A 26,180-nucleotide genomic window follows, 5' to 3' on the forward strand; every position below is an offset into this window, starting at 1 on the left:
CAAACGACCCTGGACCCCGATGCTCGACTGCCCCGAAAGTCTCGCCGCCCGCGCGCCGGGCCAGGTCCGCGGGGCGCAGCGCCAAGGCCGCGCTGCGCGGGGACCGTTCCGGCCCGAGGTCTGGCTGAACGCCCGCCAGCGTTCGGCGGTTCGTTTGTCGGCGCATTATTTCAGGCTGATCGATGTCCTGGTGGTGATCGGCGTGACCCTGGCGGCGGTCTTGGCCGCCCGCCCCGCCGCCTTGGGCGAGATGACGATGGCCGACATCGCCCCGTTGGCGCTGGGTTCGGTCTCGGCGCTGGCGGCGCTGAGAGCGTTTCAGCTTTATCGTTTCGCACGCAAGACGACGTGGATTCTGCATCTAGCCGGCGTCGCCGCGTGCGGCCTGATCGCCGGAGGCGCCGCCTTGCTGGCAGGCCTGGTGGTTGGGACCGATGATCTCAGCCTCGTCGGCGCCTGGGCGGCTGCGGTCGCCATCGGCCTGATCGGTCTTCATGGCCTGTGGCTGGGTCTGATCGCCCGTTGGCGACGGCAAGGCGCCCTGTCGCCCAATATCGTCGTTGTCGGCGCGACCCGAAACGCCCAAGCCCTGATCGAACAGGCGCTGGAACGGCGCGACATGAATGTGCTGGGGGTGTTCGACGACCGGCTGGCGCGCGCGCCGCAAAGCGTCGCCGGCGTCCCGGTGCTGGGGGACGCCGACGCCCTGATGACGCATCGGATCATGCCCTATGTCGACCGGATCGTTCTGGCCATAGATCCTGAGGCGGGTCAGCGGGTGCGCGATCTGATGCAACGTCTGCAGACCCTGCCCAATCCGCTGACGGTTCTGGTCGATTCGGAACTGGGCCGCGACGGCGTGTTGAACCGTTTGGCCAATGCGCCGCTGGCCGCGCTGGACGGACCCGCCGACCACGACCGGCGCGCCTTCAACAAGCGGATGCAGGACTTGCTGGTGGGCGGACTGGCCCTGATTGCAGCGGCGCCCGTCATGGCCCTGGTCGCCTTGGCCGTGCGTCTGGACAGTCCCGGCCCCGTCTTCTTTCGCCAGCGTCGCCACGGCTTCAATCACGAGAGCATTGTGGTGTGGAAGTTCCGGTCCATGCGCCATGCGGCCGCCGACGCCACGGCGTCGCGTCAGGTCTGCGCGCACGACGACCGCGTGACCCGCGTGGGCCGCTTCATCCGCGCCACCAGCCTGGATGAGTTGCCCCAGATCTTCAACGTTCTGTCGGGCGAGATGTCCCTGGTCGGTCCGCGCCCCCACGCCATCGGCATGAAGACCGGAGAAACCGAGTCCGCCCTGCTGGTCGCCGAATACGCCCATCGCTGCCGCATCAAACCCGGCATGACCGGCTGGGCCGCCATCCGGGGATCGCGCGGCCCGGTCGATACCGAGGCCCAGGTGCGCGAGCGCGTGCAGTTGGACATCGAATATGTCGAGCGCCAATCCTTCTGGCTGGACCTATGGATCATAGCCGTGACCATCCCCGTGCTGCTGGGCGACCGGGCGGCCGTGCGTTGAGCGAGCAGCGCATGTTCTGGCGCGGCGTCTGGGGCTATCTGCCGGCCCAGATCGTTCAGGGGGTGGTCGGTTTCCTGACCCTGTATGTCTTCACGCGCCTACTCAGCCCCGCCGACTTCGGCCATTACGCCCTGGCGTTTTCGGTGACGACCCTGGCCCATACGGTGACCTTCAGCTGGCTGGAGGCGTCGATGGCGCGGTTCTGGGCGGCCGAGCGGACGCCCGAGGGTCTGGCGGCCCATTTCGCCAGCCTGTATCGCACCTCCTTCACCATCATCGCCGTCTTCATGCCCATCGCGGCCCTGGTCGTGTGGCTGGCGCCGCTGACGCCGGCGTTCAAGGTGGCGGTCGCCTTCGGTCTGGCGGGCGCGCCGGTGCGCAACCTGGCCAAGCTGGCCCAGGAGCGGTTCCGCGCGGCGGGTGAGGTGTCCAAGGCCGCCTGGGTCGACATCCTGGTCGCCGTGCTGGGCTTCCTGGTTGGGGCGGGGTTCGCCTTGGCGGGCGCCGGCGCGGCCTCGCCGCTGCTGGGCCTGGCCATCGCGCCTCTGTTCGCCCTGCCCTTCATCCTGCCGGGAGAGTTGCGTCAGACGACGGGCGGAACGGTGGATGGCGCGCGGCTGCGAGCCTACGCCGCCTATGGCTATCCGATCGCGGCGTCCCTGACCTTGGCGCTTGTGCTGGCCTCGACCGACCGTTTCCTGCTGGCCGCCTTCATGGATGCGGCGGCGGTGGGCGCCTATCACGCCAGCTACAGTCTGGCGAACCGGACGCTGGACGTCATCTTCATCTGGTTGGGCGCCGCGGGCGCGCCGGCCATGGTCATGGCGCTGGAGCGCGGCGGGCGCGAGGCGCTTCGCAAGACGGCGCTGGAACAGGGTTCGACCCTGATCCTGATCGGCCTGCCCGCCGCCGTAGGCCTGTCGCTGGTCGCGCGACCAATGGCGGAGCTGATGATCGGGCGTGATCTCAGGGACGCCGCCGCCCTGGTCACGCCGTGGATAGCGGCCTCGTCCTTTCTGTCGGGGCTGATCGCCTACTATTTCGGTTTCGGCTTCACCCTGGGCAAAAAGACAGGGTTGCTGCTGATCACCATGGCCATCCCGGCGCTGTGCAACGTCGGGCTGAACCTGATGATGATTCCGAGACTGGGGGTGGTGGGAGCCGCCATCGCCACCGCCGCCAGCTTCGCCATAGGTCTGATCGCCTGTTTGGCGCTCAGCCGTCGCGCCATCGCCCTGCCCGTGCCTTGGGACGCGCTGGCGCGCTGCGGCCTGGCGTCAGCGGTCATGGCCGCCGTGGTCCTGATGCTTCCGCCGCTGGGCGGTCTGGTTGAGCTGATCCTGGATGCCGGCATAGGCGGCCTGGTCTATGCCGGCGCCGCCCTGGCGCTGAACGCCGCCGGGGTTCGCGATGTGCTGAAACGCTTGGTCCAGGCGCGCCGTGGGGCAGCCGCATGACCGGGGCCGCCATCCACGACAACGCCGCCTGGGCGACCGCCCGACCGACGATTTCGGTCCTGATCCCCTTTCTGAGAGACGATCCTCAATCGCTGATGGAACTGCTGGATCGAGAGGCGGATGCCTTGAACGGCGCGGTCGAGTTGATCCTGCTGGACGACGGCACGGCGGACGCGCCCCTAACCGATCGGCTTCAAACTTCCGCCGACGCCTCGCACCTGCCGGTTCGGCTGATCACCCTGCCTGCCAACGAAGGCCGCGCGCGGGGACGCAACCGCCTGACCACCGCCGCGCGCGGACAGGCCTATCTATTTCTGGACAGCGACATGCGGCCCGACACGCCGCACTTCCTTCAGACCTGGCGCGCCTTGGTCGCCGAGACGGATCCGGCAGCGGCCTTTGGCGGCTTTTCGCTGGATCAGGCGCCGACCGACGCCCGCTTCGCCGTTCACCGCGCCCTGTCGGCGGCGTCAGAATGCGTGCCGGCCGCGACCCGCGCCCTAACGCCCGAGAAATACGTCTATACGTCCAACCTGCTGGTGCGGCGCGACGTCTTCGCCGCCGAATCCTTCGATCCCGGCTTCACCGGCTGGGGTTGGGAGGATGTGGAGTGGGCCATGCGCGTCTCGCGCCGCTTCGCCGTCGTTCATATCGACAATCCCGCGACGCACATGGGCCTGGATACGGTTGAGGATCTGGCGCGCAAATTCGACCAGGGCGCAACCAACTTCGCCCGCGTCGTCGACCTGCACCCCGCCATCGTCCAGACCTACCCCAGCTATCGCGCCGCGCGGGCCTTGAAGCGTATGCCGCTGCTGCCTGCGGTTCGCCGGGCGATGAAACAGGCCGCCCTGACGTCCGCCCTGCCTGTAAAGGCTCGCGCCTTTGCGCTGAGGCTCTACCGCGCCGCCGTCTATGCGGATGCGATCTGATGGCCGCCGACGTCGCCGTCATCATTCCCACCCTGCGCCGGCCAGAAGGTCTGGAGCGGGCTCTGCGCTCGGTCTTCGCCCAGGTCGGTTCGCTGGACCGCATCGCCGCCGTCGTGGTCGCAGACAATGATCCCGACGGCTCGGCTGCTCCGGGGGTGCAGCGGCTGCGGGCCGACGCGCCAGTCCCGCTGATCTACGCTCATGCGCCTGTTCCTGGGGTGGCGACGGCGCGTAATGTGGGTCTAGCGGCGACCGATGCGCCTCTGATCGCCTTTCTGGACGATGACGAAGCGGCCTCGGCCGGCTGGCTGGCGGCCCTGCTGGACGCCCAGATCCAGACCGGCGCCGACGTCCTGTTCGGTCCCATTCGGGGCCGCGTGCCGGAAAACACCGGCTGGACAAGCGCCTATCTGGAGCGGTTCTTTGGCCGGGACGGGCCGGATGTCACCGGCCTGACCGATCATATCCACGGCTGCGGCAACAGTCTGATGGTGCGCGCGGCCGCCCTGCCCGGCGCAGCGCCATTCGACGTGGCCATGAACGAGACCGGCGGCGAGGACGACCGACTGTTCACCGACCTGATGGCGCGCGGCGGCCGTTTCGGCTGGGCCGCAGGCGCTTGGGTGGACGAGTTCGCCCCCCCGCGCCGCGCGACCCTGCGCTACGCCCTGACCCGCGCCTTCGCCTATGGTCAGAGCCCCAGCCAGATGGCGGCTGACCGTCGTGATTGGCCGGGCGTCGTCAAGTGGATGATGGTCGGCGCCGTTCAGACGGCGATCTGGGGCGTCGCGTCGCTCGTCTCCCTCCTGCTGCGCCGTCCTGATCGGGCCGAAACCTATGACAGATGCGCCCGAGGCCTCGGCAAGGTGTTCTGGACAAAGGGCTTCGAGCCGAAGCTGTACGGCGCGGCCATGCTGGCGCGCACCGACTGATCCAGCGTCACCCCGTTAGACGCTGCAGAAATCCGGGGACGCGATAGGTCGAGCGGTTCATCACCACCCCGGCGATCCGCCCGCCCACCGCCTCGATTTCGTCGCGCAGGATCACCGGCGCGCTGGCGGCCGTGCTTTCGGCGGCGACCACCAGTACGGTGGTGTCGACGAAGGGGGCCAGGATGATGGCCATGTCGTTGCGGTCGGCCGCCGGGGAATCGATGACGATGGTGTCTGCATGGGGACGCAGCGCCTCCCAGTATCCCGGATCGCCCAACGCCTCGACCCGATGCCCGGACCGCAAGGCCTCCATGTGGAAGTGGGTCACCCACAGCCTGCCGCCCAGACACGACCGGGCGGTCATCAGGCGCGCGTCCGGCACAGGTTTGCCGTCGCGCCCCGTCACGCGCGGCGTCACGGCGTAGAACGTCGACCCGTCGGGCGAGGCCTGGGCCGCCTTGCCGATCTGGCCGAACCGATCCGGCTCGGCCGACACAGCCTCCAGCTGCCCCTGCTGCGCCAGATCGCCGTCGATCAGCCAGACAGGTTTGCGCGCCCGCACGGCCGCCAGACGGGCGAACTCGCGCGCGACGGTCGAGACGCCCTCTCCGGTCGCGGCGGCCGCGAACTGGATGACGCGCGCGCGGTGCGCCGGCGCGGTTCCCAGCGCGGCCCACAAACCCGCCATTTCAGACGTCAGATCGACCATCGAATCGCCAAGGCGCTCCCTCGAACCCCTAGCCTAGCACGGCATCGGTCAGCCCGCCTTCGCCGGGGCGACGGCCAGGACGGGCATGTCCAGCGTCCGGCCGACAGAAGCCGGCGTGGTGAAGCCTCGCCGCGTGAAGACCCGCAGCAGACCCACGCACAGAGCCGTGAAGGCCGCGAACAGGAAGACCGCCGCCAGCAGTGGAATCTTCAGGCTTTTGCCCGTCGCCGGAGGCTGAGCGCGCTCGATGACGGTGACGTTGTCGGCGCCCGCCGCGACCAGGGCGTTGTCGGCCCGGCTCTGCGTCTCGCGCTGCTGGAACTCGCGGATCGACGCGCTGAGAACCTCGCGATTGCCGGCCAGGGTCGTATTCTCGGATTCCAGCGCCGTGAGTCGCGCCTGACGGCCGCGAAGATCATTCAGCTGCCGATCCAGGACCGACAGGCGCGCCGCCAACGAATCCCGCTCGGCGCGCGTGTTGATGCGGTTGGTTTCCAGCTCGGTCCAGACGGGGTTGGGCCCTGTCCGAACTTCCTTGGCGCCCACCGCCGTTCCGGTCGAGACATAGGCCTGAAGCTGGTTGATCCGCGCCTCGATGTCCTTCACCGGCTGTGCGTCGGGCTGATAGCGCGACAACAGCTGTTCGCGCTCGGTGCGCAGCTGCAGCACCTGGTCCTGAGCCGAGATGTTCAGATCCTGTTGCAGCGCGACCTCGGCCGGCGTTCCCGCCTGTTGCGCCGTCAGGGTGTTCAGCCTCTGGCTGGTCTGGTTCAGCTGGCTCTGGGTCGACATCCGGTCGGTGAATACGCTCTGATAGGTCGCCGCCAGCGTGGCCTTGGCCGCCGCGAAGTCGCCGATCTGGTTGGAGGTCAGAAAGGCCTCATAGGCCCGGTCCGCATCGCCCAGTTCGTCCTCGAAGGCCACGCGCTGGCTGGCGATGGCCGGCGTCTTGTCCTGGAACACTTCGCGGCGATAGATCAGATACTGTTCGATCACGGCGTTCAGCACCCGCGCGGCGCGCTCGGGATCGTCGGCCTTGTAGGTCAGATGGATCACTGCGCTGCCGGGCGCCGTGGCGACGCCCAGGCCGCCGCCTATCGCCTTGGTCGCGGCGGCCTGCGCCTTCTCCGCCCCGCCCTTCGGCGCTTCACCCAGGATTGCGGCGGGGCCCAAGGCCTGGACCACCTTCTGGCGCACGGCGCTGGAACCCAGGATGGCGGCTTCGGAGTTGGCGACCTCGTCGCCCTGCGGCGCCTGTCCCCGTTCCGCCGTGCCCACGCGCGGCTGATAGACATATTCCTGGCCGACGCCGGCGAAGACCGATCCAGTGGCGGTGTAGCTCTTCTTCAGGGTCATCGCCGCCGCGAATCCCAGCCCCAGGATCACGACGAAGACCAGGATCATCAGCAGCAGTTCGCGAAACAGCAGGCCGATCACGTCCAGCACGCCGTAGCGCGGTCTTGCCGTGACGTATGCCGTGGAACGCATCGAACGCGCCGAATCCCTAGAAAGACCTGTTGCAGCCACCCTTCGCCCACCGGCGTTAACCGATGATTACCCATAACCGACGACCCTGCCTCCAACCGCTGCTCAAGGGCCGACCGATTCTCATGCCGACAGATCGCCGCCTGTTCCTGCTGACCCTGGGTTCGGCCTCTATCGCCTCGTCGCTGGCGGCGTGCGGGGGCGGCATGGGCGCGCCGCGTTCGTCATTCGACGGCGGCCGGGCGCCAGACCGCGATCTGAACGGCCTGGCCTTCGCCGACTGGACGGACCGCCAACCGGAATATCTGCTCTATCCCGGCGACGAGATCGAGGTGGCGACGCCCACGGCGTCCGAGTTGACCCGCACGGTCAAGGTCGGGCCGGACGGTCGCATCGCCCTGCCGCTGATCGGGTCGGTCATGGCGGCGGACCAGACGCTGCCCCAACTGCAACAGAACCTGGTTGGCGCCTATGCGTCCCAACTGATCCGACCGGTGGTCGAGGTGACCCTGCGCCAGGCAGGGCCGATCCGCGTCTGGGTGGACGGCGAAGTCCGCACGCCGGGCGTGTTCGAGATGGTGGGCGAGTTGGACGCCTATCAGGCCATCATCCAGGCCGGCGGATTCGCCCCAACATCGCGACCGGACCAGGTGGCGTTGATCCGTCGGGGTCCGGGCGGATCGCGCATGATGCGCGTCGTGGATCTTCGGCCGCGTCGGGGCGAGGTCGTGGCCTTGCGGCGTGGCGACATCCTGTTCGTGCCGCGCTCGACCCTGGGCGAACTCGCGGCCTTCTTCACCCAGGTCCGCGCCGCCCTGCCCATCGGCTTCAGCTATTCGATCAACGGCACGCGCGGAAACGGCTTCGCCCAGTTCTGACGGGCTGTCGCCTGGCGGGTCAGGCGACCAGCTGAACCACGCCCTGGTCGATGTAGCGGCGCGCGGCCTTTTGCGCCTCGGCGATCTCCTCGCGCTCCATCTCCATGCTCATCTCGCGGCGATAGACGCGCGCTTCGACCGAGCCCTTCATGGCCGCCAGGTTGAAGATCATGTGAGCCGACACCCGGTCCATCGGGCAGCCGCCCGATCCAGCCGAATACATCATGCCCAGTTTGAACAGGTCGTCGCCGGACATGTCCGGCGTCGGCAGCGGCAGCCCGTCGTTCTGGGCTTGCAGATCATGCGCCAGTTCTTGCGCGTTCATCACCGTATCTCCTGAACGGGCGCCGTTCTGGACCCGCCTCATGAGACCTCATCAAATACCGGCGGTTTGAAGTTAAAGTTAACGGCGAACGGCGTGACGCGGGGTTTTCAGTAAAGCAGGAATGAATACTCGCCCGGTGATTCACAGCTCAAAAACCCGATTGCGAACGGCTCTGAGAACCTGACTGCGCCATTCAGCAGGCATTCAGCCGCCAGTGGCGAAGCTGGCGGTCATCAACGGGTCGATCCGGCGTCTTCGTCGGCCGCCCCAGAAATGGAGCACTTCTGATGAACCGCCTCACCAAGGCCGCCGTCGTCGCCCTCGCCCTGTCGACGACGGCCGTGCCGATGCTCGTTCAGGCCCAGGACCGCGACCGCCGCGAGTATCGCCAGGATCGACGCGACGACCGACGCGACTTCCGCCACGAGCGGCGCGATGATCGTCGCGACTGGCGCGACGGTCGATACGCGAATCGCGGCGATTACTGGCGCGACCGCCGTGATGACCGCAGGGACTATTGGGCCGAGCGTCGCGACGACCGCCGCGATTGGCGCGGCGACCGCTGGGATCGCAACAATCGCGACTGGTGGCGTGGCCGCGCCGACTTCCGCGGCTACAACGGTCCGCGCGCGGGCTACTGGTATGCGCCCAGCTACGGCTACTATCGGGTCGAACCGCGCTACTATGGCTACCGCTGGCGCACCGGCGGCTATCTGCCGTCGCAGTATCGGACCTACTATGTCCGCGATCCCTATGTTTATGGCCTCCGCGAAGCGCCGCGCGGCTATCGCTATGTTCACGCCGGCAACGACATCCTGATGATCGCGGTGGCCACCGGCCTGATCGCCAGCGTCATGTCCGGCGTCTATTGAGCCGGTTTGACGCGAGTATCGAGAAGCCCCGCGGTCGTCTGCGGGGCTTTTTTCTTGGCGGCCGCCAGCTGAAAACCATGTTCAGTCTGGGTTCATCGACAGGGCCGCATCGTCTGCCCAAGCCGCCGGAAAACCGGCGTGCAGGAACGCAAAGACCATGAAACGCCTTCTGATGGCTTTCACCGCCATCGCCGGCGTCGCCGGCCCCTTGGCCGCTCCACTTCAAGCCCTGGCGCAGGATGCGACGGAACAGCCCGCGCCGCGCCGTGAACGTCCAGATCGCCGCGCGGATCGCCCCGACCGGCCCGCGATAACTCGCGAGACGCAGCCCCGCTTCGAGCGGCCCGCGCGTCCCGAGGCTGGCGGTCCTCGCCCTGAACGGCCAGAGGGTGGTTGGAACCGGCCTGACCGGCCGAACGGCGGCCAACGGCCCGACCGACCGGAAGGCGGTTGGAACCGGCCCGACCGTCCGAACCCTGGCGGCACGCGACCAGAACGGCCCGAAGGCGGCTGGAACAGGCCTGACCGCCCCAACGGGGGCGGCACGCGTCCTTATCGCCCCGACGCCGGTGCGCCGCGCCCGGACCGGCCTACACCCGGCGGTCAACGCCCTGACCGGCCGGAAGGCGGCTGGAACAGACCGGACCGGCCCGGTCCTGGCGGACGCCCGGATCGTCCCGAAGGGGGATGGAACCGGCCAGATCGTCCGAACCCCGGCGGCCCGCGCCCTGGACGTCCAGATGGCGGTTGGAACCGCCCCGACCGGCCCGATGGCTGGAACCGGCCGGATCGCCCCCGCCCGGGCTGGAACAACGACCGCGACCGCGAACGTCTGCGCCGCGAGTTCCGTCAGCGGTTCGACGCCGAGCGTTGGCGGCGCGACTTCTATCGCGAACGTCGCGCCGACTGGTGGCGCAACGACAACCGATTCCGGGGCTATGACGGCTTCCGGTCGGGCTTCTACTTCGCGCCAGGCTGGGGCTACTACAGCGTGCCACGTTCCTATTGGGGACGGAGTTGGTCGGTGGGGCAATATCTGCCTGACGCCTTCTGGCGCTATCAGCTGCAGGACTGGCGGACTTATGGGCTGGGCTATCCGCCGCCCGGCACACGTTGGGTCTCGGTCGACAACACCCTGTATCTGATCGACGAATTCGACGGCTACATCATCGATGTCGTTCGCGACGCCTGGCGCTGGTGATCGCCAACCGGTCTTGCTGACTTGAGCCCGGCTGCCGGGCCTTTCATTAAGAAGGCCCCTATTGAAAAGCCCCCGCAGAGCGATCTGCGGGGGCCTTCGCCGTTCACGCGACCTTGGTCGTCACAGGCCCAGCTTGGCCTTCAGGATGTCGTTGACCGCCGCCGGATTGGCCTTGCCGCCTGTGGCCTTCATGACCTGCCCGACGAACCAGCCGATGGCCTGGGGCTTTTCGGCCACGGCCGCCGCCTTGTCGGGGTTGGCGGCGATGATCTCATCCACGGCCTTTTCGATGGCCCCGGTGTCGGTGACCTGTTTCAGGCCGTGCTTCTCGACCACGTCGGTCGGCGAGCCTTCGCCGTTCCAGACGTGGTCGAACACCTCCTTGGCGATCTTTGACGAGATGACGTTGGTCTCGATCAACTCCACCAGTTGCGCCACATGCGCCGCCGGCAGGGGGTTTTCGCTGAAGTCCTTGCCGTCGGCGGCCAGACGCGCCGAGACCTCGTTCGTCACCCAGTTCGACACCAGCTTGGCGTCGCGGCCCTTGGCCGCCGCCTCGAAATAATCGGCCTTGGCCTGCTCCGAGATCAACACGATGGCGTCATATTGCGACAGCCCATAGTCGGCCATCAGACGCTTGCGCTTGTCGTCCGGCAACTCGGGCAAGGACGCCTTGATCTCGGCGATCCAGGCCTCTTCCAGATCGAGCGGAAGCAGGTCGGGGTCGGGGAAGTAGCGATAATCCTGCGCCTCTTCCTTGGACCGCATCGAGCGCGTCTCGCCCTTGGTCGGATCGAACAGGCGCGTCTCCTGCGTGATCGAACCGCCGTCCTCCAGAATCTCGATCTGGCGGCGCGCCTCATACTGTATCGCTTGAGAAATGAAGCGGAAGCTATTGACGTTCTTGATCTCGCAGCGCGTACCCAGGTAGCTGAAATCGCCCCTGGCCTTGAACTTGTCGTAGTTGCCCGCACGGCAGACGGACACGTTCACGTCGGCGCGCAGATTGCCCTTCTCCATGTCCCCGTCGCAGGTGCCGAGGTAGATCAGGATGGTCCTGATCTTCTTCACATAGGCCACAGCCTCTTCCGGCGTGCGCAGGTCGGGACGCGACACGATCTCCATCAGCGCGGTTCCGGCCCGGTTCAGGTCCACATAGCTTTCGGTCGGCGACAGGTCGTGGATCAGTTTGCCCGCATCCTGCTCCAGGTGCAGCCGCTCGATTCCGACGTTGAAGAAGCTGCCGTCCTCGGCCTCCACCTCGACCAAGCCTTCACCCACGATGGGGTAATAGAGCTGGCTGATCTGATAGCCGGTCGGCAGGTCGGGATAGAAGTAGTTCTTGCGGTCGAACTGGCTGCGCCTGTTGATCTGGGCGCGAAGGCCCAGGCCCGTCTTCACCGCCTGTTCGACGCAGTGTTTGTTCAGCGTCGGCAGCATGCCGGGGAAGCCCGCGTCCACCAGCGACACCTGCTCGTTCGGTCCCGCGCCGAAGCCGACTGCGGCCCCGGAGAACAGCTTGGCCTTGGACGCCACCTGGGCGTGGATTTCCAGCCCCATGACGATTTCCCAATCGCCGGTGCGGCCCTTGATCGTTTTCGCGGTCGAAACAGTGTCGGTCATGCGCCCGTCCTAGCGCCCTCGTCGGCGGCGAGAAAGGGGGCTGTCTTGATGATGTCGCGAAAGGCGATCAACTTCCGCCTCTCAAAGGAGATTTCGATGACCAAGACCCTGTTCGCCGCCGCTGCGGCCTCTCTGCTCGCGGTTGGCGCCGCCTCGGCGCAGACGGAGCCCGCCCCTGCCCCCGCCCACGACCATCACGCCGTGGATCACCAGGCCGCCCATCCGACGATCGACAGCACCATCGAGGCGCTGGTCGCCGATCCGGCGACCAAGGCCGTGCTGGACAAGCATCTGCCCGGCATCGACCGTCACCCCGCCTACGCCCAGTTCAAGGGCATGACCCTGCGTCAGGTCGCGCCCTTCTCTCAGGGCAATATCACTGACGCCAAGATCGCGGCCATCGACACGGATCTGAAAGCCATCCCGGCCGCCTGATCCATTTTTCGCGCAAAGGAACAGAGGCGGCCGGTTCGCCCGGCCGCCCGCCGACGACCACCCTGGTCCCGTTCCGGCGCCATGTCGAAGATCGACACCAGAAAATCGCCGGACGGACGGACCGAAAGCAGGACATCGGCCCGCCCGCCGGAAGTTTCACTCGCCGTGGGAGTTGGCCGGCGGGCAAGGCACAGGATGGTCGATCCGAGGTCGACCATCCTTGATTCAGATCAGAAGAAGCCCAGCTTGTCGGGGCTGTAGCTGACCAGCAGGTTCTTGGTCTGCTGATAGTGGTCCAGCATCATCCGGTGGTTTTCACGCCCGATGCCCGACTTCTTGTAGCCGCCGAAGGCCGCGTGCGCCGGATACTGGTGATAGCAGTTGGTCCAGACCCGTCCGGCCTGAATGGCGCGGCCGGCGCGATAGGCGGTGTTCATGTCGCGCGACCACACCCCGGCGCCAAGGCCGTATTCGGTGTCGTTGGCGATAGCGATGGCTTCTTCCAGCGTCTTGAAGGTGGTCACAGCCAGAACGGGGCCGAAGATCTCCTCCTGGAAGATTCGCATGTTGTTCGTGCCCTTGAACACGGTCGGCTCGACGTAGAAACCGCCCGACAGATCGTCATTCAGCACGGCCTGTTCGCCCCCGGTCAGAACCTCTGCGCCCTCGGCCTTGCCGATATCCAGATAGCTCAGGATCTTCTTCAACTGCTGGTCCGACGCCTGGGCGCCGACCTGGGTTGCGGGGTCGAGCGGATCGCCCTGTTTGATCGCCTTCACCCGGGCGATCGCCTTCTCGATGAAGGCGTCATAGATGTCCTCGTGCACCAGGGCCCGGCTGGGGCAGGTGCAGACCTCGCCCTGGTTCAGGGCGAACATGGCGAATCCTTCCAGCGCCTTGTCCAGGAAGGCGTCGTCGTGATCCATCACGTCCTTGAAGAAGATGTTCGGCGACTTGCCGCCCAGTTCCAGCGTCACCGGGATGATGTTCTGGGTGGCGTATTCCATGATCTTCTGACCAACGGCGGTCGAGCCGGTGAAGGCGATCTTGGCGATGCGCGGATTGGTGGCCAGAGGTTCCCCGACTTCGACGCCCGTGCCCGAAACGATGTTCAGCACGCCGGCCGGCAGCAGGTCCTGGATCAGTTCGACGACCAGCAGGATGGAGGCCGGGGTCTGTTCGGCCGGCTTCAGCACGATGCAGTTGCCCGCCGCCAGGGCCGGAGCGATCTTCCACGCCGCCATCAGGATCGGGAAGTTCCACGGAATGATCTGCCCCACCACGCCCAGCGGCTCGTGGAAATGATAGGCGACCGTGTTGTGGTCCAACTCCGAAATCCCGCCTTCCTGGGCGCGGATGCAGCCGGCGAAATAGCGGAAATGGTCGATGGCCAGGGGGATGTCGGCCGCCAGCGTCTCGCGCACCGGCTTGCCGTTGTCCCAGGTCTCGGCCTCCGCGACGGCCTGCAGATTCTGTTCGATCCGATCGGCGATGCGGTTCAGCAGCAGGGCGCGCTCCGCCACGCTGGTCTGGCCCCAGGCGTCCTTGGCGGCGTGGGCGGCGTCCAGCGCCTTTTCGACGTCCGCCGCGTCCGACCGGGCCACCTCGCACAGGACGCGGCCGTTCACCGGGGAGGTGTTCTCGAAATAGCGGCCGTTGACCGGTGGGACCCACTGTCCGCCGATGAAGTTGTCATAGCGCGCCTTGAACTTGGGGGTGGCGGCGCGACTGAATTCGGGCTTGGTCATGATGGCTTCCTGACGTGCTTCTCGGGCGTCGCTTATCGACGTCGTTGGGACCGGAAGCTCGTCCTAGGGGCGCGTGGGCGCCAGACCGGCCGTTCATGGTGCGCTGCAAACCTGTCGCAGGTTTGCGACAGTCGCGATCAGTGGGCGGCGCCGGCAAGGCCCAGCCGGTGCAGTTTGCGATGCAGGGTCGCCCGGCTAACGCCCAAACCTCGCGCCGCCGCCGACACATTGCCGTTGTTCAAAGCCAGGGCCCGCCGGACCGCTCCGCGCTCGGCCTCCAAAAGGTCCGCCTCGATGGAGCCGCCGCCCAGAACCTCCCAGGCCGCCAACTGCCCCGCGATCCGCTCGTCCGTGATCGACAGCGCCAGTCGCGCCGCACGGGTCGCCCCGATGACTAGGTCGTCGCGGTCCACGGCCAGCAGGGCCGCCGTATTACGTTCGGCCACGTCGCCGGCCAGGACGATCCGCGCCTCGGAAAAGGCCTTGCGGAAGGTCTGGGCCTCGATGGCGCGCGCCGCATCCGCCACGGCGGCGGTGATCAGCCCAAGCATGGCCTCGGTCTGATCCGCCCGGCAGGACGACACGTCCAGCGCCCCCGCCAGCCGCCCCAGATGATCGTAGATCGGATGGCTGGAACAGCTCAGCCCGGTGTTTCGCGCATGGAAATGCTGGTCGCGGTGGATGGTCACCGCCCTCTTTTCGGCCAGGGCCGTTCCGATGCCATTGGTGCCTTCTACCGCCTCGGACCAGACCGCGCCGGGCCACAGTCCCCAGCGATGGAAGGTGTCGTCGTCGCTGGCCATGCCGCGCCGCTCGACCGGCACGCCCGATGCATCGCACAGCAGAACACAACATCCCGCGTCGCCCACGGCCAGGAACAGCCTATCAAGCACGCCCTGCGCCGCCTGCGTCACCGGCTCCATCGCCTCGCGCGCGGCCCGCAGTTGGCCTTCGGTCAGGGTGACCACCTGGCCCCGACTTTCAGGATCCAGGCCATAAAGCGTCATCGACCGTCGCCACGACGCCGCCAGCGCCGACCGCGCGGGCCCTGCCCCATCGTCCAGCACCTGTTTGATCAGGCTGCGGTGGTCGTTTCCCGTTCGCTCGTCCATGGTTGGCTCCCAGGTCTTGCAACTGGAGCCATCAGACGCCCGCGGCCCGCGGGCGTCAATGCGACCATCCTACGCTGGACGGCCTACCACCAGCGGTCCGGCTTGGCGGTGAAGCCCGCCGCGCGTTCCAGCGCCGCGCCGACCTGGAACACCGTCGCCTCGTCCAGGGCCTTTCCGATGACCTGAAGGCCCAGCGGCAGACCGCCCGAATCCACCCCTGCCGGCACGGAAATGCCCGGCAGACCGGCCAGATTGGTCGTCACCGTGAAGACGTCGTTCAGATACATGGTCAGGGGGTCGATCTGCTTGTCGCCCAGGGCGAAGGCGGCCGACGGCGTCGACGGCGTCAGGATGGCGTCCACCTGACCCCAGACATTGTCGAAATCCTCGGCGATGCGGCGACGCACCTTCAACGCCTTGACGTAATAGGCGTCGTAGAAACCGGCCGACAGCACATAGGCGCCGATCGTCAGGCGACGCTGCACTTCCTTGCCAAAGCCCTCGGCGCGCGAGGTGGCGTACAGGTCGTCCAGCGACTTGAACTCCTCCGCGCGATGTCCGAACCGCATCCCGTCGTAACGGGCCAGGTTCGACGACGCCTCGGCAGGCGCGACGATATAGTAGGTCGGCAGGGCGTATTTGGTGTGCGGCAGGCTGATCTCGACGATCTCGCAACCGGCGTCCTTCAGCCAGGCCACGCCCTGATCCCACAGCGCCTGGATTTCCGCCGGCATCCCGTCCACGACATATTCGCGCGGCACGCCGATGCGCAGGCCCTTGACCGACTGGCCGACCGACTGGGTCCAGTCAGGCGTCGGGATATCCAGGCTGGTCGAATCCTTGGCGTCGAACGAGCACATGGATTGCAGCAGCAGGGCCGCGTCCTCGACCGTCTTGGTGATCGGTCCGGCCTGATCCAGCGAACTGGCGAACGCCACCATGCCGAAGCGGCTGGCGCGGCCATAGGTCGGCTTGATGCCGACCGTGCCGGTGAAGGCGGCGGGCTGGCGGATCGAGCCGCCGGTGTCCGATGCGGTGGCGGCCAGACACAGGTCGGCGGCGACCGCCGAGGCCGAACCGCCCGACGAACCGCCCGGCGTCAGCTCGGCGTTCGAGCCCGTCGATTTCCACGGGTTCTTCACCGGCCCGAAGGCCGAGGTTTCGTTGGAGGAGCCCATGGCGAACTCGTCCATGTTCAGCTTGCCCAGCATGACCGCCCCGTCGCGCCAGAGATTGGCGGTCACGGTCGATTCATAGGGCGGGACGAAGCCGCGCAGCATGTTGGAGCCTGCCGTCGTCTGCACGCCCTCGGTGCAGAACAGGTCCTTGATGCCCAGCGGCGCGCCTTCCAACACGCCGCCCTCGCCTGCCGCCAGACGGGTGTCGGACGCCTTGGCCATTTCCAGCGCCTTGTCCGCCGTCACCTCGACATAGGCGTTCAGCGTCGGGTTTGAGGCTTCGATATTGGTCAGGAAGGCTTGGGTGATTTCAGCCGAGGAGAATTCCTTGGCCTTCAGGCCGTCGACGGCCGCCTTCAGTGTCAGTTTGGTCAGGTCGCTCATGATCAGTCGACAACCTTGGGCACGACGAAGAAGCCGTCAGCCGACTTCGGAGCATTGGACAGGACGGCGTCGCGCTTGGCGCCGTCCGTGACGACATCGTTGCGCAGGCGCAGCGGCTGGGCCACGTTCGAGGTCATCGGCTCCACGCCTTCGACATCCACCTGATCCAACTGCTCGATCCAGTTCAGGATGCCGTTCAGCTCCTGCGCCAGCGGTTCCAGCCGGTCCTCGGGGGTCTTGATGCGGGCGAGATGCGCAACCTTGCGCACCGTCGCAGCGTCGATGGCCATGCGGCCCTCCAATACACGTCGATAAGGAATGTATCGGCGGGATAGCCTTCCGACCTCGGATTCACAAGGCGACGCCTTTGACTTCCGCCGGTTTGCGGCCTACCGCCCGGCCGTGCCCGTTCTCGACCTCCTCGACCTGCCCGCCGCCTGCCCGCCCGACACGCCGTGGATGGGGCTGGACCTGGGCGAGAAGACCATCGGCGTCGCCGTGTCGGACTCCACGCGCCTGATCGCCTCGCCGCTGGAGCTGATCCGCAAGTCCAAGTTCACCGTCGAGGCCGAACACCTGTTCAAGCTGATGAACCACCGCAAGGTCTCGGCCCTGGTCATCGGCCTGCCCGCCAACATGGATGGGACCGAAGGCCCCCGCGCCCAGTCCTGCCGCGCCTTCGCGCGCAATCTGGAGCGGCTGCGCCCCATCAATATCGCCTTCTGGGACGAGCGATTGTCCACCAGCGCCGTTGAACGCTTCCTGATTGAAGACCTGGACCTGAACCGCAAACGTCGCGCCCAGGTCGTCGACCGCACCGCCGCCGCCTGGATTCTGCAAGGGGCGCTGGATCGGGTGCGGGATCAGGCGACCTGGATTTGACAGCCCTGACCGCGGGCATCCTGCCCGTCTTTCTGATGATCGCCCTGGGCTACGGCCTGCGCAAATCGGGCTTCCTGCCCGACGAAGCCTGGCGGCCGATCGAGAAGCTGTCGATCAACATCTTCTATCCCAGCTTTTTGATCCCCGCGATCTGGCACGCCGATCTGGCGGGCGGCGGCGCGACGGTCGCAGGTTCTGCCGCCGTGGGCGCAACCCTGATCGTGGCGGCGGCGACGCTGGCGGCCAAGCCGCTGATCAAGCTGGACGGCCCCGCCTACACCAGCGTCTTTCAGGGCGTGATCCGCTGGAACAGCTTCGTCTTCGTGCCGGTGATCCAGTCGATCTATGGATCGGAAGGCACGGCCCTGGCCGCCGTGGCCATCGCCTTCATCATTCCGGTGACCAACATCGCCTGCGTCGCCGTGCTGGCGAAATGGGGCGCCTTGCACCGCGAACCGTCAGTTCTCGGTTTGCTGAAGTCGATGATCGCCAATCCGATCCTGCTGGCGTGTCTGATCGGTCTGGCGCTGAACGTCCTGCGCGCGCCGCTGATCCCCGGCCTGTCCGAGGTCATGAACCTGCTGGGCGCCGCCGCCTTGCCGCTGGGCCTGATCGTCGCTGGCGCAGGCCTGTCCTTCGCCGAGGTGAAACGCCGCCGCAAGACCATCGCCGCCGTCACCTTGGTCAAGCTGGGCGTCATGCCGCCGCTGATGTGGTTCATCGCCTGGGCGCTGGGCGGCGACAGTCTGGCGCAAGGCATCGCCCTGATTTGCGGGGCCGCGCCGGGCTCGGCGGCCTCTTATGTGCTGGCGCGTCAGATGGGCGGCGACGCGCCTCTGATCGCGGGTGTCATCGCCCTGACCACCGTGGGCAGCGCGGTCGTCATCCCCATCCTGCTGGCCCTGTTCCACTTCACCTGACTGGCTTTCAGGCCGAGTCGCGCCTATAGCCGCGTCTCGATGACCCAGCCCGCTCAAGTCACCGATCAGACCATCCGCGACCGGCTGATCCCGTTCCCGAAATCCCACTTCCTCGCGGCATCTGACCTCAATCCGTTCGTGACGCCGCAGTTGCTGGAGCTGGGCGACGCCTTCGTCGCCTTCAACCGCCAATCCTCCAAGGCGCTGGACGTGCTGCACGGTCGAACGGTGGTGAACCTGTTCTTCGAGAACTCGACCCGCACCTCATCCTCGTTCGAGATCGCGGCCAAGCGTCTGGGCGCCGATGTCGTCACCATGCCGGTCGCCTCGTCCTCGGTGAAGAAGGGCGAGACCCTGATCGACACGGCGGTCACGCTAAACGCCATGAAGCCCGACATTCTGGTCGTGCGCCATTCGGCCTCGGGGGCGGCTGAACTGCTCAGCCAGAAAGTCGGTTGCGCGGTGGTCAATGCCGGCGACGGCCGCCACGAACACCCGACCCAGGCCCTGCTGGACCTGTTGTCCCTGCACCGCGCCTTTGGCGATGTGACCAGTCTGACCGTCGCCATCTGCGGCGACATCACCCACAGCCGCGTGGCCCGCTCCAACGTCGCCCTGCTGCAGATGATGGGCGCGCGCGTCCGCCTGATCGGCCCGCCGACACTGGTGCCCGGCGACGCCGACCGCTGGGGCTGCGAGGTCTTCCACGACATGCGCGAGGGGCTTCAGGGCTGCGACGTGGTGATGATGCTGCGCCTGCAGCTGGAGCGGATGGCGGGGGCCCTGGTCCCCTCAACGCGCGAATATTTCCGTTTCTGGGGCCTGGACCGCGAGAAGCTGGCCTGGGCCAAGCCCGGCGCCAAGGTCATGCACCCCGGCCCGATGAACCGCGGCGTCGAGATCGATTCCGAGGTCGCCGACGACCTGAACGTTTCCCTGATCCAGGATCAGGTCGAGATGGGCGTCGCCGCCCGCATGGCCGTCCTCGCCTCCCTCTCCGCCCGTTGGGGAGACGCCCGATGACCACTCTGGCAATCGTCAACGCCCGTCTTCTGGACCCCGCCAGCGACTATGACGGTCTGGGTTCGGTCCTGATCGAGGACGGACGCATGGTCCGCGTCGTTCACGGCGCCGCGCCTGATCTGGCCGCCGATCAGATCATCGACGCTGATGGCCTGTGCCTGTCGCCCGGCCTGATCGACATCCGCGTCAAGACCGGCGAACCCGGCGCCGAGCCCAAGGAGACGTTGAAGTCCGCCAGCTTGGCCGCCGCCGCCGGGGGCGTGACGACCATCGTCGTCCAACCCGACACCGACCCCGCCATCGACGATCCGGCGGTGATCGACTTCATCCAGCGTCGCGGCGCGGCCCTCAACCTGGTCAATGTCCGCGCAGCCGGCGCCGCCACCAAGGGGCTGGACGGCCAACGCATGGCCGAGATCGGCCTGATGGACGAGGCGGGCGCCCTCTATTTCACCGATGTGGACAAGGTCGTCGTCAACAGCCGCACCCTGCAACGTGTTATGAGCTACGCCGCCGCCTTCAACGCCCTGATCGCCTGCCGCCCGGCCGATCCCTGGCTGACCGAAGGCGCCGTCGCCGCCTCCGGCGAACTGGCCACGCGCCTGGGCCTGTCAGGCAGCCCGGCCATCGCCGAGCGCATCGGTCTGGAACGCGATCTGGCCCTGGTCGAGCAGACCGGCGCCCGTTTCCTCGTTGACCAGATCTCGACCGAAGGCGCGCTGGAGACGCTGGCCCGTGCCCGCGCCAAGGGGCTGGAGGTCGCCGTCAGCGTCTCGATCAACCACCTGTGCTTCAACGAGGTGGACATCGGCGACTATCGCACCTTCTATCGCATCGACCCACCGCTGCGTTCAGAGGCTGATCGTCAGGCCCTGATCGAGGCCGTGCGCGAAGGCCTGATCGACGTCATCACCTCGGCTCACGCCCCCGCCCCGGCCGAGGACAAGCGCCGCCCGTTCGCCGAGGCCGCGCCTGGCGCCATCGGGCTTGAGACCCTGCTGCCCGCCGCCCTGACCCTGCATCACGAGGACGGTCTGGAACTGCTGGACGTCCTGCGTCCCCTGACCCAGGGTCCCGCCGCCCTGCTGGGTCTCGACGCGGGCGTCCTGGCTGAGGGCGCGCCCGCCGACCTGATCCTGTTCGACCCCGGCGCGCCGGTCATCATTGACGCCGACGCCCTGCACTCCAAATCCAAGAACTCGCCGTTCGATGGTCGCCGGTTACAGGGCAAGGTCGTCGGAACTTGGGTGGCGGGGCGCAAGGTTCACTGACGCTCCGGCTTTCCGCCACATTCCGCCCTGAGGCTCGACGAAAGTGAGGCTTGGGAGGAGTGGGGCATGACTCTCTGGAAATGCGGCGCGGGCCTTGGGCTGGTTTTTGTCGCCGGCGCCGTGATGGGCTGTTCGCAACCGGCGGACGCCCAGTCCTCGCCGGCGCCGGGCGCCACCGAAGGCGCGCCTTACGTTTTGGCCGGCACCCAAGTCTGGACCGTACCCGACCCCGTTTCGGGCCGTGACTATCAGGTTTTTGTCAGCCTGCCCGCCAGTTATCAGGCCAATCCCCAACGCCGCTACCCGGTCCTCTATGCGACCGACGCCGACTACGCCTTCCCGATCATCCGCCAGATCGCCCGGCGGGTGAACCTGGATGGCCCGGTGATCGAAGAGTTCATCCTGGTCGGCCTGTCCTATTCAGGTGGCGACAGCGGCACCGTCAGCCGCAACCGCGACTACACGCCGACGCCAAACGGCCCCAGCAGGGCGAGTTCAACACCCCATGGCGGCGGCCCCGCCTATCAAGCCTATCTGAAGACCCAGGCCCTGCCCTTCGTCGAGAACCGTTTCCGCGCCGATCCTGCCCGCCGCGTGTTCCTAGGCCATTCCTACGGCGGTCTGCTGGGCGCGCAAATCCTGTTCACCGATCCCGGTCTGTTCCAAGCCTACATATTAGGCAGCCCGTCCTTCTGGTACGACAAGCGCCACATCATGGGGATGGAGGCGAACTACGCCCGCACCCACCGCGACCTGCCCGCCGACGTCTTCATGTATATCGGCGGCTGGGAGGTTCCCAGACCCGACCGCCGCAACACCTCTGGCGCGGATATGGTGGGCGACGTTCACGCAATGGAGCGCACGCTGCAATCGCGCAGCTATCCGCATCTGACCGTCCGATCCGTCGTCCTGCAGGACGAGGACCATCTGACCGTCGCTCCGGTCGGGTTCACGCGCGCGCTCACGGCGGTGCTGCCGGCCCGTCCCTGACGTCGGGCTAGGCGGTCAGCATCCGCTTCACCACCGCCTTGAACGGCGTGGTCGACTGACTGGCGCGCAGCATCGCGCCTCTCGCCAGTCGGGCCGGCGGGGCTTCCTGGGTGAACAGGCGCGCAAGGGCGTTCGTGCACCGATAAAGCGGCCAGCTGGCGAGGCGATGTTCATGCTGATAGCGCGCCAGCAGACGTCCCGAACCGATGTCCGAGCGTCGCGCCTCCCGCACCACCCTGGCCAGAGTCTCCTGCCCGCGCAGACCCAGGTTGAAGCCATGGGCGGTGACCGGATGCATTCCCACCGCTGCATCGCCGATCAGGGCGAAGCCGTCGCCCGCGAACCGATGGCTCCAGGTCGTGGCCAGCGGATAGGCGTGGCGCCCACCGACCAACTCCAACCCGGTCAGCCGCCCCTTCAATCGCCGCTCCATGGACGACGAAAAGGCCTCGGGCGATTGCGCCATCAGGTCGGCGATGGCGGGGGCCGCCAGGGTCATCACCACCGAGGACACCCGTTGCTGAGCATCCGAAACGGGCAACAGGGCGATAGTCTGGCCGTGGTCGAACCATTCGGTCGCCACATGACCGTGCGCCTGATCGTGCCGCATCCGGCAGACCATCATCGAACGACCCAGCCGATTGATCTCGGCCCCCACGCCCAGTTGGTCACGCATGAAGGAGAGGCGCGAATCCGCCGCCACGATCAGTTCGGCCCAGATCGTCGCGCCGTCGTCCAGCGTCAGCCGTCCGCGCGGTCTGTGAGGCTCGATCCGACAGTCGGCCACCCGCCGTCCGGCCATCAGATCAACGCCTGCCTGACCCTCGACGACCTCGAAAAGGGCGCGCCGGATCAGATGATTGGGAATCAGTACACCCAGCCGGTCCGCATTCACGCCGCCGAAGGTCAGGGCGAAGGGCGAGCCGCCGTCCAGCACCCTCGCCTGACGCAGGTCCGAGATGTCATCGGCCGGTATCCGGTCCCAGACGCCCATCGTCTTCAGCAGGCGCATAGAATGGTGCGTCAACGCGATCTCGCGCCCGTCGAACGCGGGATCGCGCAGGCTCGCCTCGGTCTGCCCCTCGATCAGGGCGACGGACAGCCCGGCTCCCGCCAGCGAACGGACGAAGGCCAAGCCTGCCGGCCCGGCCCCGACCACGGCGATATCGAACGTCAGATCCTGGTTCATCGGCGCGCTCCTGCCTGATCGCAACGCCAGCGCCCTTGATGCAGCGCAAACCTGGGCGAGGTCAGCGCGGACGCGGACAGGTGGCGGCCTTGGCCACCTCGGCGCCCAGCACCGACTTGACCGCCAGCGGCGTGTCGGTGGCGATCACCGTCACGCCCTGGCCCACCAGATCGCGATATTCCGACACGTCGCCGTCGGCGGCATAGCGGTCGTCGCGCCGAACACCCTCGGCGCCCAGGGTGCCAAACTGAACCTCGACACCGGCTTCCCGGAGGGCGCGCCACAGCGCCGGACGTTCCTCGCGCGTGCCGGTCCAGGCCAGGATTTGCGGCGCGTTCAACCCGCGCAGGTTCGCCACGCTGCCCAAGCCCGCCGAAATCATCATCTCCGGCGCCATGGCCGCCACCGCCCGCGCATCGGCGTCGTTGTAGGTGATCAGGATGACCCGGTTCGCCGCACCGGACCGCCGCACCTGGTCGATCACCGCTCGCGCCAGATCGACGGTCGTACCGCCCTCTGCGGGTTTCAGGTCGATGCTGGCGATGGCGCCCACGCGACCGGCGGCGTCCAGCGCCTCGCCCAGTGTCGGCGGCGCGGCGCGGGTCAGGGCGCCGTTCGACCCCTTTAGCCTGGCCCGCTTCACCTGGGCCAGGGTCAGGTCCGCGACCCGTCCGCGCCCGGTGGTGGTCCGCTCCATCGTCTCGTCGTGCATCAGCACCAGATGACCGTCGCGCGTCAGAACCGCGTCCAGCTCAAGGATCGCATTGGGGATGGCCCGTCCCGTCGCCTCGATGGCGGCGATGGAGTTTTCCGGCTGGTCCGGCGCCGAGACCGCCCGGTGCGCCGAGATCGCCACGCCGCCCTCTCGCACACAGTCGAAATAGGCGGCCATGGCTGGTCCACCGGCGGGCGTCGGCGCGCCAGGCGCCGGCGCGCCGACGCAGGCGGCCGTGGACATCAGCAGGGCGACGGCGGCGGCAGTCGAGATTTGGCGCATCGAACTCTCCGGCAGGGCGGGCGGACCAGACGCTGCGCAGATCGCCAGGTCAAGAGGTCGGATCGCCCTTGCTCCGCGCCGTGCGCCGACGCATTTTGCCGCAACGACACGCGGGGAGCGAATCAAAGTGCAGGATCTGGCGGGCCCAGCGGTGGGAACCTTGGCGCTGGTCGCCCTGGGCGGCTATCTGCTCGGCTCCATTCCGTTCGGCGTGGTCATCACCCGCGCGGCGGGCGCCGGCGACGTGCGCAACATCGGTTCCGGCAACATCGGCGCGACGAACGTGCTGCGCACCGGCCGCAAGGACCTGGCCCTGGCCACCTTGCTGCTGGACGCCGGCAAGGGCGCCGCAGCCCTTCTGATCGCACGGCATCTGTTCGGCAGCGAACTGGCCGGCGCCATCGCCGGCGGCGCGGCCTTCCTGGGCCATCTGTTCCCTGTCTGGCTGGGGTTCAAGGGGGGCAAGGGCGTGGCGACCTTCTACGGCCTGCTGCTGGCCGCCGCCTGGCCTCTGGGCCTGATGGCCGGGGCCGTCTGGCTGCTGTCGGCCTTCCTGTTCCGCTACTCGTCGCTGGCCGCCCTGATCTCCTCGGCGGCGGCGCCGTTGCTGGCGCTTCTGCCCTTGGCGGCGGTGGGCCTGCCGGTCGGAAGGCCGATCCTGATCCTGACCGTTTTCGCCGCCGTTCTGATTTGGGTGCGCCACCACCAGAACATCGCCCGGCTGCTCAAGGGCGAGGAGCCGCGCATCGGGGCCAAGAAGGCGTGAGCCTGACCCCGGCCGAACGATTCGCCCGGTTGCGGCTGGCCCGCACCGATCGCATCGGCCCTGTCGCCTTCACTCAGCTCGTGGGACGCTACGGCTCGGCCATCGCCGCGCTGGACGCCCTGCCCGGCCTGGTCCGCAAGTCCGGCGCCGCCTCCACGCCCCCGCCGGTCCAGGCGGTCGAGCGCGAACTGGCTGCTGGCGAGGCTATCGGCGCGCGGCTGCTGGTGCTGGGCGACGCCGACTATCCCGAAATGCTGGCCGCGCTCGACCCGCCGCCGCCGATCCTGTGGACGCGCGGCGACGCCGGACTGCTGAACCGCCCCTGCGTCGCCATCGTCGGCGCCCGCATCGCCTCGGCGGGCGGCCAGCGGATCGCGCGCGGTCTGGCCCAGCAGTTGGGTCAGGCTGGCCATGTCGTCGTGTCCGGCATGGCGCGCGGCATCGACGCCGCCGCCCACGAAGGCAGTTTGTCGAGTGGGACCGTCGCGGTCCTGGGCGGCGGGGTGAACGATATCTATCCGTCGGAGCACGCCGACCTCTACGCCCGCCTGACAGAGCGCGGCTGCATCGTGTCCGAAAGCCCCATTGGCGCCCGCGCTCAGGCCCGCGACTTTCCACGTCGAAACCGCATCATCTCGGGCCTGTCGAGGGGCGTGGTGGTGGTCGAGGCCGAGATTCGCTCCGGTTCCCTGATCACCGCGCGCCTTGCCGCCGAACAGGGCCGCGATGTCTTCGCCGTGCCCGGCTCGCCGCTGGATCCCCGCGCGCGCGGCCCGAACGAACTGCTGCGTCAGGGCGCAATCCTGTGCGAGGGCATAGAGGACATCGAGCGCGCGTTCGACACCCTGCGCACCCTGCGCGAACCGCCGTCCGAGCCTTTGCGTTACGATGACGAACTGGATCAGGCGTTCCTGGAGCGAGTAGCCGGCCTGCTTTCACCGACACCCACGCCTCGCGACGAGATCGCGCGCGCCCTGAACGCCCCGGCCGCCCAGGTCGCCGCCGCCCTTCTGGAACTCAGTCTGGTCGGCCGCGCCGAACTGCTCCCGGGCGGCTTGGCGTCGAGTTAGAGTCTGTCTATCCGGGCGGCAGCGCCGCCGCGCCGGCTGCATCCTCCAGCAACCCCGCCAGGCGGCCGTCGCCTTCCTCTCGCGCCATCCGCGCCATTTCCAGCGCCATGGCCCCGATGTATTCGCGCGTCGGAAAGACCCCCGCCTCAATGTCGTTCTGATCGTCGGGCGAGGTCGCCGGATCCTTCACGCTAGCCATGATCGCCTCCGTTGTGACGACTACAATCTAACCGCGCTTATGCAGAATACAACTATCTAAGGCTGTAAGGCGACGGG

Annotated in this window: 26 protein-coding genes; 15 read left to right on the forward strand and 11 right to left on the reverse strand. The window is 67.6% G+C overall.

From position 1 onward, the window contains the following. The first annotated feature begins 19 nt into the window (after nt 1-19). The 4 genes from KZX42_RS03050 to KZX42_RS03065 are packed head-to-tail and all read left to right on the forward strand — an operon-like array spanning nt 20 to nt 4,846. A complete protein-coding gene (locus KZX42_RS03050; RefSeq protein ID WP_248116976.1) occupies nt 20-1,525 on the forward strand; it encodes an exopolysaccharide biosynthesis polyprenyl glycosylphosphotransferase in 1,506 nt (501 codons plus the stop codon). After that, nucleotides 1,522-2,982, forward strand: a complete 1,461-nt coding sequence (locus KZX42_RS03055; protein WP_348983605.1) for a lipopolysaccharide biosynthesis protein — start codon at nt 1,522-1,524, stop codon at nt 2,980-2,982. Before KZX42_RS03050 ends, KZX42_RS03055 begins: the two co-directional genes overlap by 4 nt. Beyond that, the gene (locus KZX42_RS03060) at nt 2,979-3,914 is read left to right on the forward strand and encodes a glycosyltransferase family A protein (RefSeq protein ID WP_248116978.1); all 936 of its coding nucleotides are present in this window, start codon (nt 2,979-2,981) and stop codon (nt 3,912-3,914) included. The genes KZX42_RS03055 and KZX42_RS03060 overlap by 4 nt, the downstream gene beginning before the upstream one ends. Further along, nucleotides 3,914-4,846 carry a glycosyltransferase family 2 protein gene (locus tag KZX42_RS03065; protein ID WP_248116980.1) on the forward strand — a complete coding sequence of 311 codons (933 nt, stop codon included), beginning with the start codon at nt 3,914-3,916 and terminating at the stop codon, nt 4,844-4,846. The genes KZX42_RS03060 and KZX42_RS03065 overlap by 1 nt, the downstream gene beginning before the upstream one ends. 7 nt (nt 4,847-4,853) lie before the next feature. On the opposite strand, the gene KZX42_RS03070 is transcribed toward KZX42_RS03065, so the two are convergent. Both KZX42_RS03070 and KZX42_RS03075 read right to left on the reverse strand, forming a co-directional pair. Then, nucleotides 4,854-5,555 (reverse strand): hfsB, encoded by a 702-nt coding sequence (locus KZX42_RS03070; RefSeq protein ID WP_248116982.1) that lies wholly within the window; start codon nt 5,553-5,555, stop codon nt 4,854-4,856. A gap of 48 nt (nt 5,556-5,603) precedes the next feature. Beyond that, complete coding sequence (locus KZX42_RS03075) at nt 5,604-7,043, reverse strand: Wzz/FepE/Etk N-terminal domain-containing protein (RefSeq protein WP_248116984.1); 1,440 nt, start codon at nt 7,041-7,043, stop codon at nt 5,604-5,606. Nucleotides 7,044-7,165: 122 nt separating this feature from the next. Between KZX42_RS03075 and KZX42_RS03080 the strand changes: the two genes are divergently transcribed. After that, a complete protein-coding gene (locus KZX42_RS03080; RefSeq protein ID WP_248116987.1) occupies nt 7,166-7,918 on the forward strand; it encodes a polysaccharide biosynthesis/export family protein in 753 nt (250 codons plus the stop codon). A gap of 19 nt (nt 7,919-7,937) precedes the next feature. Here the strand turns inward: KZX42_RS03080 and KZX42_RS03085 are convergent, their stop codons facing one another. Next, the gene (locus KZX42_RS03085) at nt 7,938-8,243 is read right to left on the reverse strand and encodes a sel1 repeat family protein (protein WP_248116989.1); all 306 of its coding nucleotides are present in this window, start codon (nt 8,241-8,243) and stop codon (nt 7,938-7,940) included. Nucleotides 8,244-8,530: 287 nt separating this feature from the next. Between KZX42_RS03085 and KZX42_RS03090 the strand changes: the two genes are divergently transcribed. Together KZX42_RS03090 and KZX42_RS03095 are read left to right on the forward strand one after the other, a co-directional pair. Then, nucleotides 8,531-9,115: an RcnB family protein gene (locus KZX42_RS03090; protein ID WP_248116991.1), complete on the forward strand. Its 585-nt coding sequence runs from the start codon at nt 8,531-8,533 to the stop codon at nt 9,113-9,115. Nucleotides 9,116-9,272: 157 nt separating this feature from the next. Beyond that, nucleotides 9,273-10,316: an RcnB family protein gene (locus tag KZX42_RS03095; protein WP_248116993.1), complete on the forward strand. Its 1,044-nt coding sequence runs from the start codon at nt 9,273-9,275 to the stop codon at nt 10,314-10,316. Nucleotides 10,317-10,436: 120 nt separating this feature from the next. Here the strand turns inward: KZX42_RS03095 and gatB are convergent, their stop codons facing one another. Beyond that, nucleotides 10,437-11,939, reverse strand: coding sequence for an Asp-tRNA(Asn)/Glu-tRNA(Gln) amidotransferase subunit GatB (gene gatB / locus KZX42_RS03100; RefSeq protein WP_248116995.1), 1,503 nt, complete (start codon nt 11,937-11,939; stop codon nt 10,437-10,439). Between the two features lie 96 nt (nt 11,940-12,035). On the opposite strand from gatB, the gene KZX42_RS03105 reads away from it, so the two are divergent. Next, nucleotides 12,036-12,374, forward strand: a complete 339-nt coding sequence (locus KZX42_RS03105) for a hypothetical protein (RefSeq protein WP_248116997.1) — start codon at nt 12,036-12,038, stop codon at nt 12,372-12,374. 230 nt (nt 12,375-12,604) lie between these two features. On the opposite strand, the gene KZX42_RS03110 is transcribed toward KZX42_RS03105, so the two are convergent. The 4 genes from KZX42_RS03110 to gatC form a co-directional block, all read right to left on the reverse strand. Continuing rightward, nucleotides 12,605-14,122 carry an aldehyde dehydrogenase family protein gene (locus tag KZX42_RS03110; RefSeq protein WP_248116999.1) on the reverse strand — a complete coding sequence of 506 codons (1,518 nt, stop codon included), beginning with the start codon at nt 14,120-14,122 and terminating at the stop codon, nt 12,605-12,607. Nucleotides 14,123-14,259: 137 nt separating this feature from the next. Next, nucleotides 14,260-15,234, reverse strand: a complete 975-nt coding sequence (locus KZX42_RS03115) for a GAF domain-containing protein (protein ID WP_248117001.1) — start codon at nt 15,232-15,234, stop codon at nt 14,260-14,262. Nucleotides 15,235-15,317: 83 nt separating this feature from the next. After that, nucleotides 15,318-16,796, reverse strand: coding sequence for an Asp-tRNA(Asn)/Glu-tRNA(Gln) amidotransferase subunit GatA (gene gatA / locus KZX42_RS03120; protein ID WP_248117003.1), 1,479 nt, complete (start codon nt 16,794-16,796; stop codon nt 15,318-15,320). Between the two features lie 2 nt (nt 16,797-16,798). Next, nucleotides 16,799-17,086: an Asp-tRNA(Asn)/Glu-tRNA(Gln) amidotransferase subunit GatC gene (gene gatC, locus KZX42_RS03125; protein ID WP_248117005.1), complete on the reverse strand. Its 288-nt coding sequence runs from the start codon at nt 17,084-17,086 to the stop codon at nt 16,799-16,801. Nucleotides 17,087-17,198: 112 nt separating this feature from the next. On the opposite strand from gatC, the gene ruvX reads away from it, so the two are divergent. The 5 genes from ruvX (at nt 17,199) to KZX42_RS03150 (ending at nt 21,882) form a co-directional block, all read left to right on the forward strand. Continuing rightward, a complete protein-coding gene (gene ruvX, locus KZX42_RS03130) occupies nt 17,199-17,678 on the forward strand; it encodes a Holliday junction resolvase RuvX (RefSeq protein ID WP_248117007.1) in 480 nt (159 codons plus the stop codon). Beyond that, nucleotides 17,675-18,598, forward strand: a complete 924-nt coding sequence (locus KZX42_RS03135) for an AEC family transporter (protein WP_248117009.1) — start codon at nt 17,675-17,677, stop codon at nt 18,596-18,598. Before ruvX ends, KZX42_RS03135 begins: the two co-directional genes overlap by 4 nt. Nucleotides 18,599-18,637: 39 nt before the next feature. Then, nucleotides 18,638-19,621 (forward strand): aspartate carbamoyltransferase catalytic subunit, encoded by a 984-nt coding sequence (locus KZX42_RS03140; RefSeq protein ID WP_248117011.1) that lies wholly within the window; start codon nt 18,638-18,640, stop codon nt 19,619-19,621. Continuing rightward, nucleotides 19,618-20,892, forward strand: coding sequence for a dihydroorotase (gene pyrC / locus KZX42_RS03145; protein ID WP_248117013.1), 1,275 nt, complete (start codon nt 19,618-19,620; stop codon nt 20,890-20,892). Before KZX42_RS03140 ends, pyrC begins: the two co-directional genes overlap by 4 nt. Nucleotides 20,893-20,958: 66 nt before the next feature. After that, nucleotides 20,959-21,882 carry an alpha/beta hydrolase-fold protein gene (locus tag KZX42_RS03150; protein WP_248117015.1) on the forward strand — a complete coding sequence of 308 codons (924 nt, stop codon included), beginning with the start codon at nt 20,959-20,961 and terminating at the stop codon, nt 21,880-21,882. Between the two features lie 7 nt (nt 21,883-21,889). Here KZX42_RS03150 and ubiM read toward each other — a convergent pair whose 3' ends face one another. Both ubiM and KZX42_RS03160 read right to left on the reverse strand, forming a co-directional pair. Next, entirely contained in the window at nt 21,890-23,071 is a 1,182-nt protein-coding gene (gene ubiM, locus KZX42_RS03155; RefSeq protein ID WP_248117017.1) for a 5-demethoxyubiquinol-8 5-hydroxylase UbiM, read from the reverse strand. A 61-nt stretch (nt 23,072-23,132) separates the two neighbouring features. Further along, the gene (locus tag KZX42_RS03160; RefSeq protein WP_248117020.1) at nt 23,133-24,068 is read right to left on the reverse strand and encodes a glycerophosphodiester phosphodiesterase family protein; all 936 of its coding nucleotides are present in this window, start codon (nt 24,066-24,068) and stop codon (nt 23,133-23,135) included. Between the two features lie 127 nt (nt 24,069-24,195). On the opposite strand from KZX42_RS03160, the gene plsY reads away from it, so the two are divergent. Both plsY and dprA read left to right on the forward strand, forming a co-directional pair. Then, nucleotides 24,196-24,834: a glycerol-3-phosphate 1-O-acyltransferase PlsY gene (gene plsY, locus KZX42_RS03165; protein ID WP_248117022.1), complete on the forward strand. Its 639-nt coding sequence runs from the start codon at nt 24,196-24,198 to the stop codon at nt 24,832-24,834. Then, nucleotides 24,831-25,904 carry a DNA-processing protein DprA gene (gene dprA, locus KZX42_RS03170; protein WP_248117024.1) on the forward strand — a complete coding sequence of 358 codons (1,074 nt, stop codon included), beginning with the start codon at nt 24,831-24,833 and terminating at the stop codon, nt 25,902-25,904. The genes plsY and dprA overlap by 4 nt, the downstream gene beginning before the upstream one ends. A gap of 7 nt (nt 25,905-25,911) precedes the next feature. Here dprA and KZX42_RS03175 read toward each other — a convergent pair whose 3' ends face one another. Then, the gene (locus KZX42_RS03175; RefSeq protein ID WP_248117026.1) at nt 25,912-26,103 is read right to left on the reverse strand and encodes a hypothetical protein; all 192 of its coding nucleotides are present in this window, start codon (nt 26,101-26,103) and stop codon (nt 25,912-25,914) included. Nucleotides 26,104-26,180 lie beyond the last annotated feature (77 nt).

The organism is Brevundimonas sp. EYE_349 (assembly GCF_023147505.1).
GTDB lineage: Bacteria > Pseudomonadota > Alphaproteobacteria > Caulobacterales > Caulobacteraceae > Brevundimonas.

Excerpts from the sequence above, each read along its gene's own strand:
- KZX42_RS03050 (WP_248116976.1), top strand. The coding sequence starts at position 20 with ATGCTCGACTGCCCCGAAAGTCTCGCCGCCCGCGCGCCGGGCCAGGTC.
- KZX42_RS03060 (WP_248116978.1), top strand. The coding sequence starts at position 2,979 with ATGACCGGGGCCGCCATCCACGACAACGCCGCCTGGGCGACCGCCCGA.
- KZX42_RS03065 (WP_248116980.1), top strand. The coding sequence starts at position 3,914 with ATGGCCGCCGACGTCGCCGTCATCATTCCCACCCTGCGCCGGCCAGAA.
- KZX42_RS03070 (WP_248116982.1), bottom strand. The coding sequence starts at position 5,555 with ATGGTCGATCTGACGTCTGAAATGGCGGGTTTGTGGGCCGCGCTGGGA.
- KZX42_RS03075 (WP_248116984.1), bottom strand. The coding sequence starts at position 7,043 with ATGCGTTCCACGGCATACGTCACGGCAAGACCGCGCTACGGCGTGCTG.
- KZX42_RS03080 (WP_248116987.1), top strand. The coding sequence starts at position 7,166 with ATGCCGACAGATCGCCGCCTGTTCCTGCTGACCCTGGGTTCGGCCTCT.
- KZX42_RS03085 (WP_248116989.1), bottom strand. The coding sequence starts at position 8,243 with ATGAACGCGCAAGAACTGGCGCATGATCTGCAAGCCCAGAACGACGGG.
- KZX42_RS03090 (WP_248116991.1), top strand. The coding sequence starts at position 8,531 with ATGAACCGCCTCACCAAGGCCGCCGTCGTCGCCCTCGCCCTGTCGACG.
- KZX42_RS03095 (WP_248116993.1), top strand. The coding sequence starts at position 9,273 with ATGAAACGCCTTCTGATGGCTTTCACCGCCATCGCCGGCGTCGCCGGC.
- gatB (WP_248116995.1), bottom strand. The coding sequence starts at position 11,939 with ATGACCGACACTGTTTCGACCGCGAAAACGATCAAGGGCCGCACCGGC.
- KZX42_RS03105 (WP_248116997.1), top strand. The coding sequence starts at position 12,036 with ATGACCAAGACCCTGTTCGCCGCCGCTGCGGCCTCTCTGCTCGCGGTT.
- KZX42_RS03110 (WP_248116999.1), bottom strand. The coding sequence starts at position 14,122 with ATGACCAAGCCCGAATTCAGTCGCGCCGCCACCCCCAAGTTCAAGGCG.
- KZX42_RS03115 (WP_248117001.1), bottom strand. The coding sequence starts at position 15,234 with ATGGACGAGCGAACGGGAAACGACCACCGCAGCCTGATCAAACAGGTG.
- gatA (WP_248117003.1), bottom strand. The coding sequence starts at position 16,796 with ATGAGCGACCTGACCAAACTGACACTGAAGGCGGCCGTCGACGGCCTG.
- gatC (WP_248117005.1), bottom strand. The coding sequence starts at position 17,086 with ATGGCCATCGACGCTGCGACGGTGCGCAAGGTTGCGCATCTCGCCCGC.
- KZX42_RS03140 (WP_248117011.1), top strand. The coding sequence starts at position 18,638 with ATGACCCAGCCCGCTCAAGTCACCGATCAGACCATCCGCGACCGGCTG.
- pyrC (WP_248117013.1), top strand. The coding sequence starts at position 19,618 with ATGACCACTCTGGCAATCGTCAACGCCCGTCTTCTGGACCCCGCCAGC.
- KZX42_RS03150 (WP_248117015.1), top strand. The coding sequence starts at position 20,959 with ATGACTCTCTGGAAATGCGGCGCGGGCCTTGGGCTGGTTTTTGTCGCC.
- ubiM (WP_248117017.1), bottom strand. The coding sequence starts at position 23,071 with ATGAACCAGGATCTGACGTTCGATATCGCCGTGGTCGGGGCCGGGCCG.
- KZX42_RS03160 (WP_248117020.1), bottom strand. The coding sequence starts at position 24,068 with ATGCGCCAAATCTCGACTGCCGCCGCCGTCGCCCTGCTGATGTCCACG.
- KZX42_RS03175 (WP_248117026.1), bottom strand. The coding sequence starts at position 26,103 with ATGGCTAGCGTGAAGGATCCGGCGACCTCGCCCGACGATCAGAACGAC.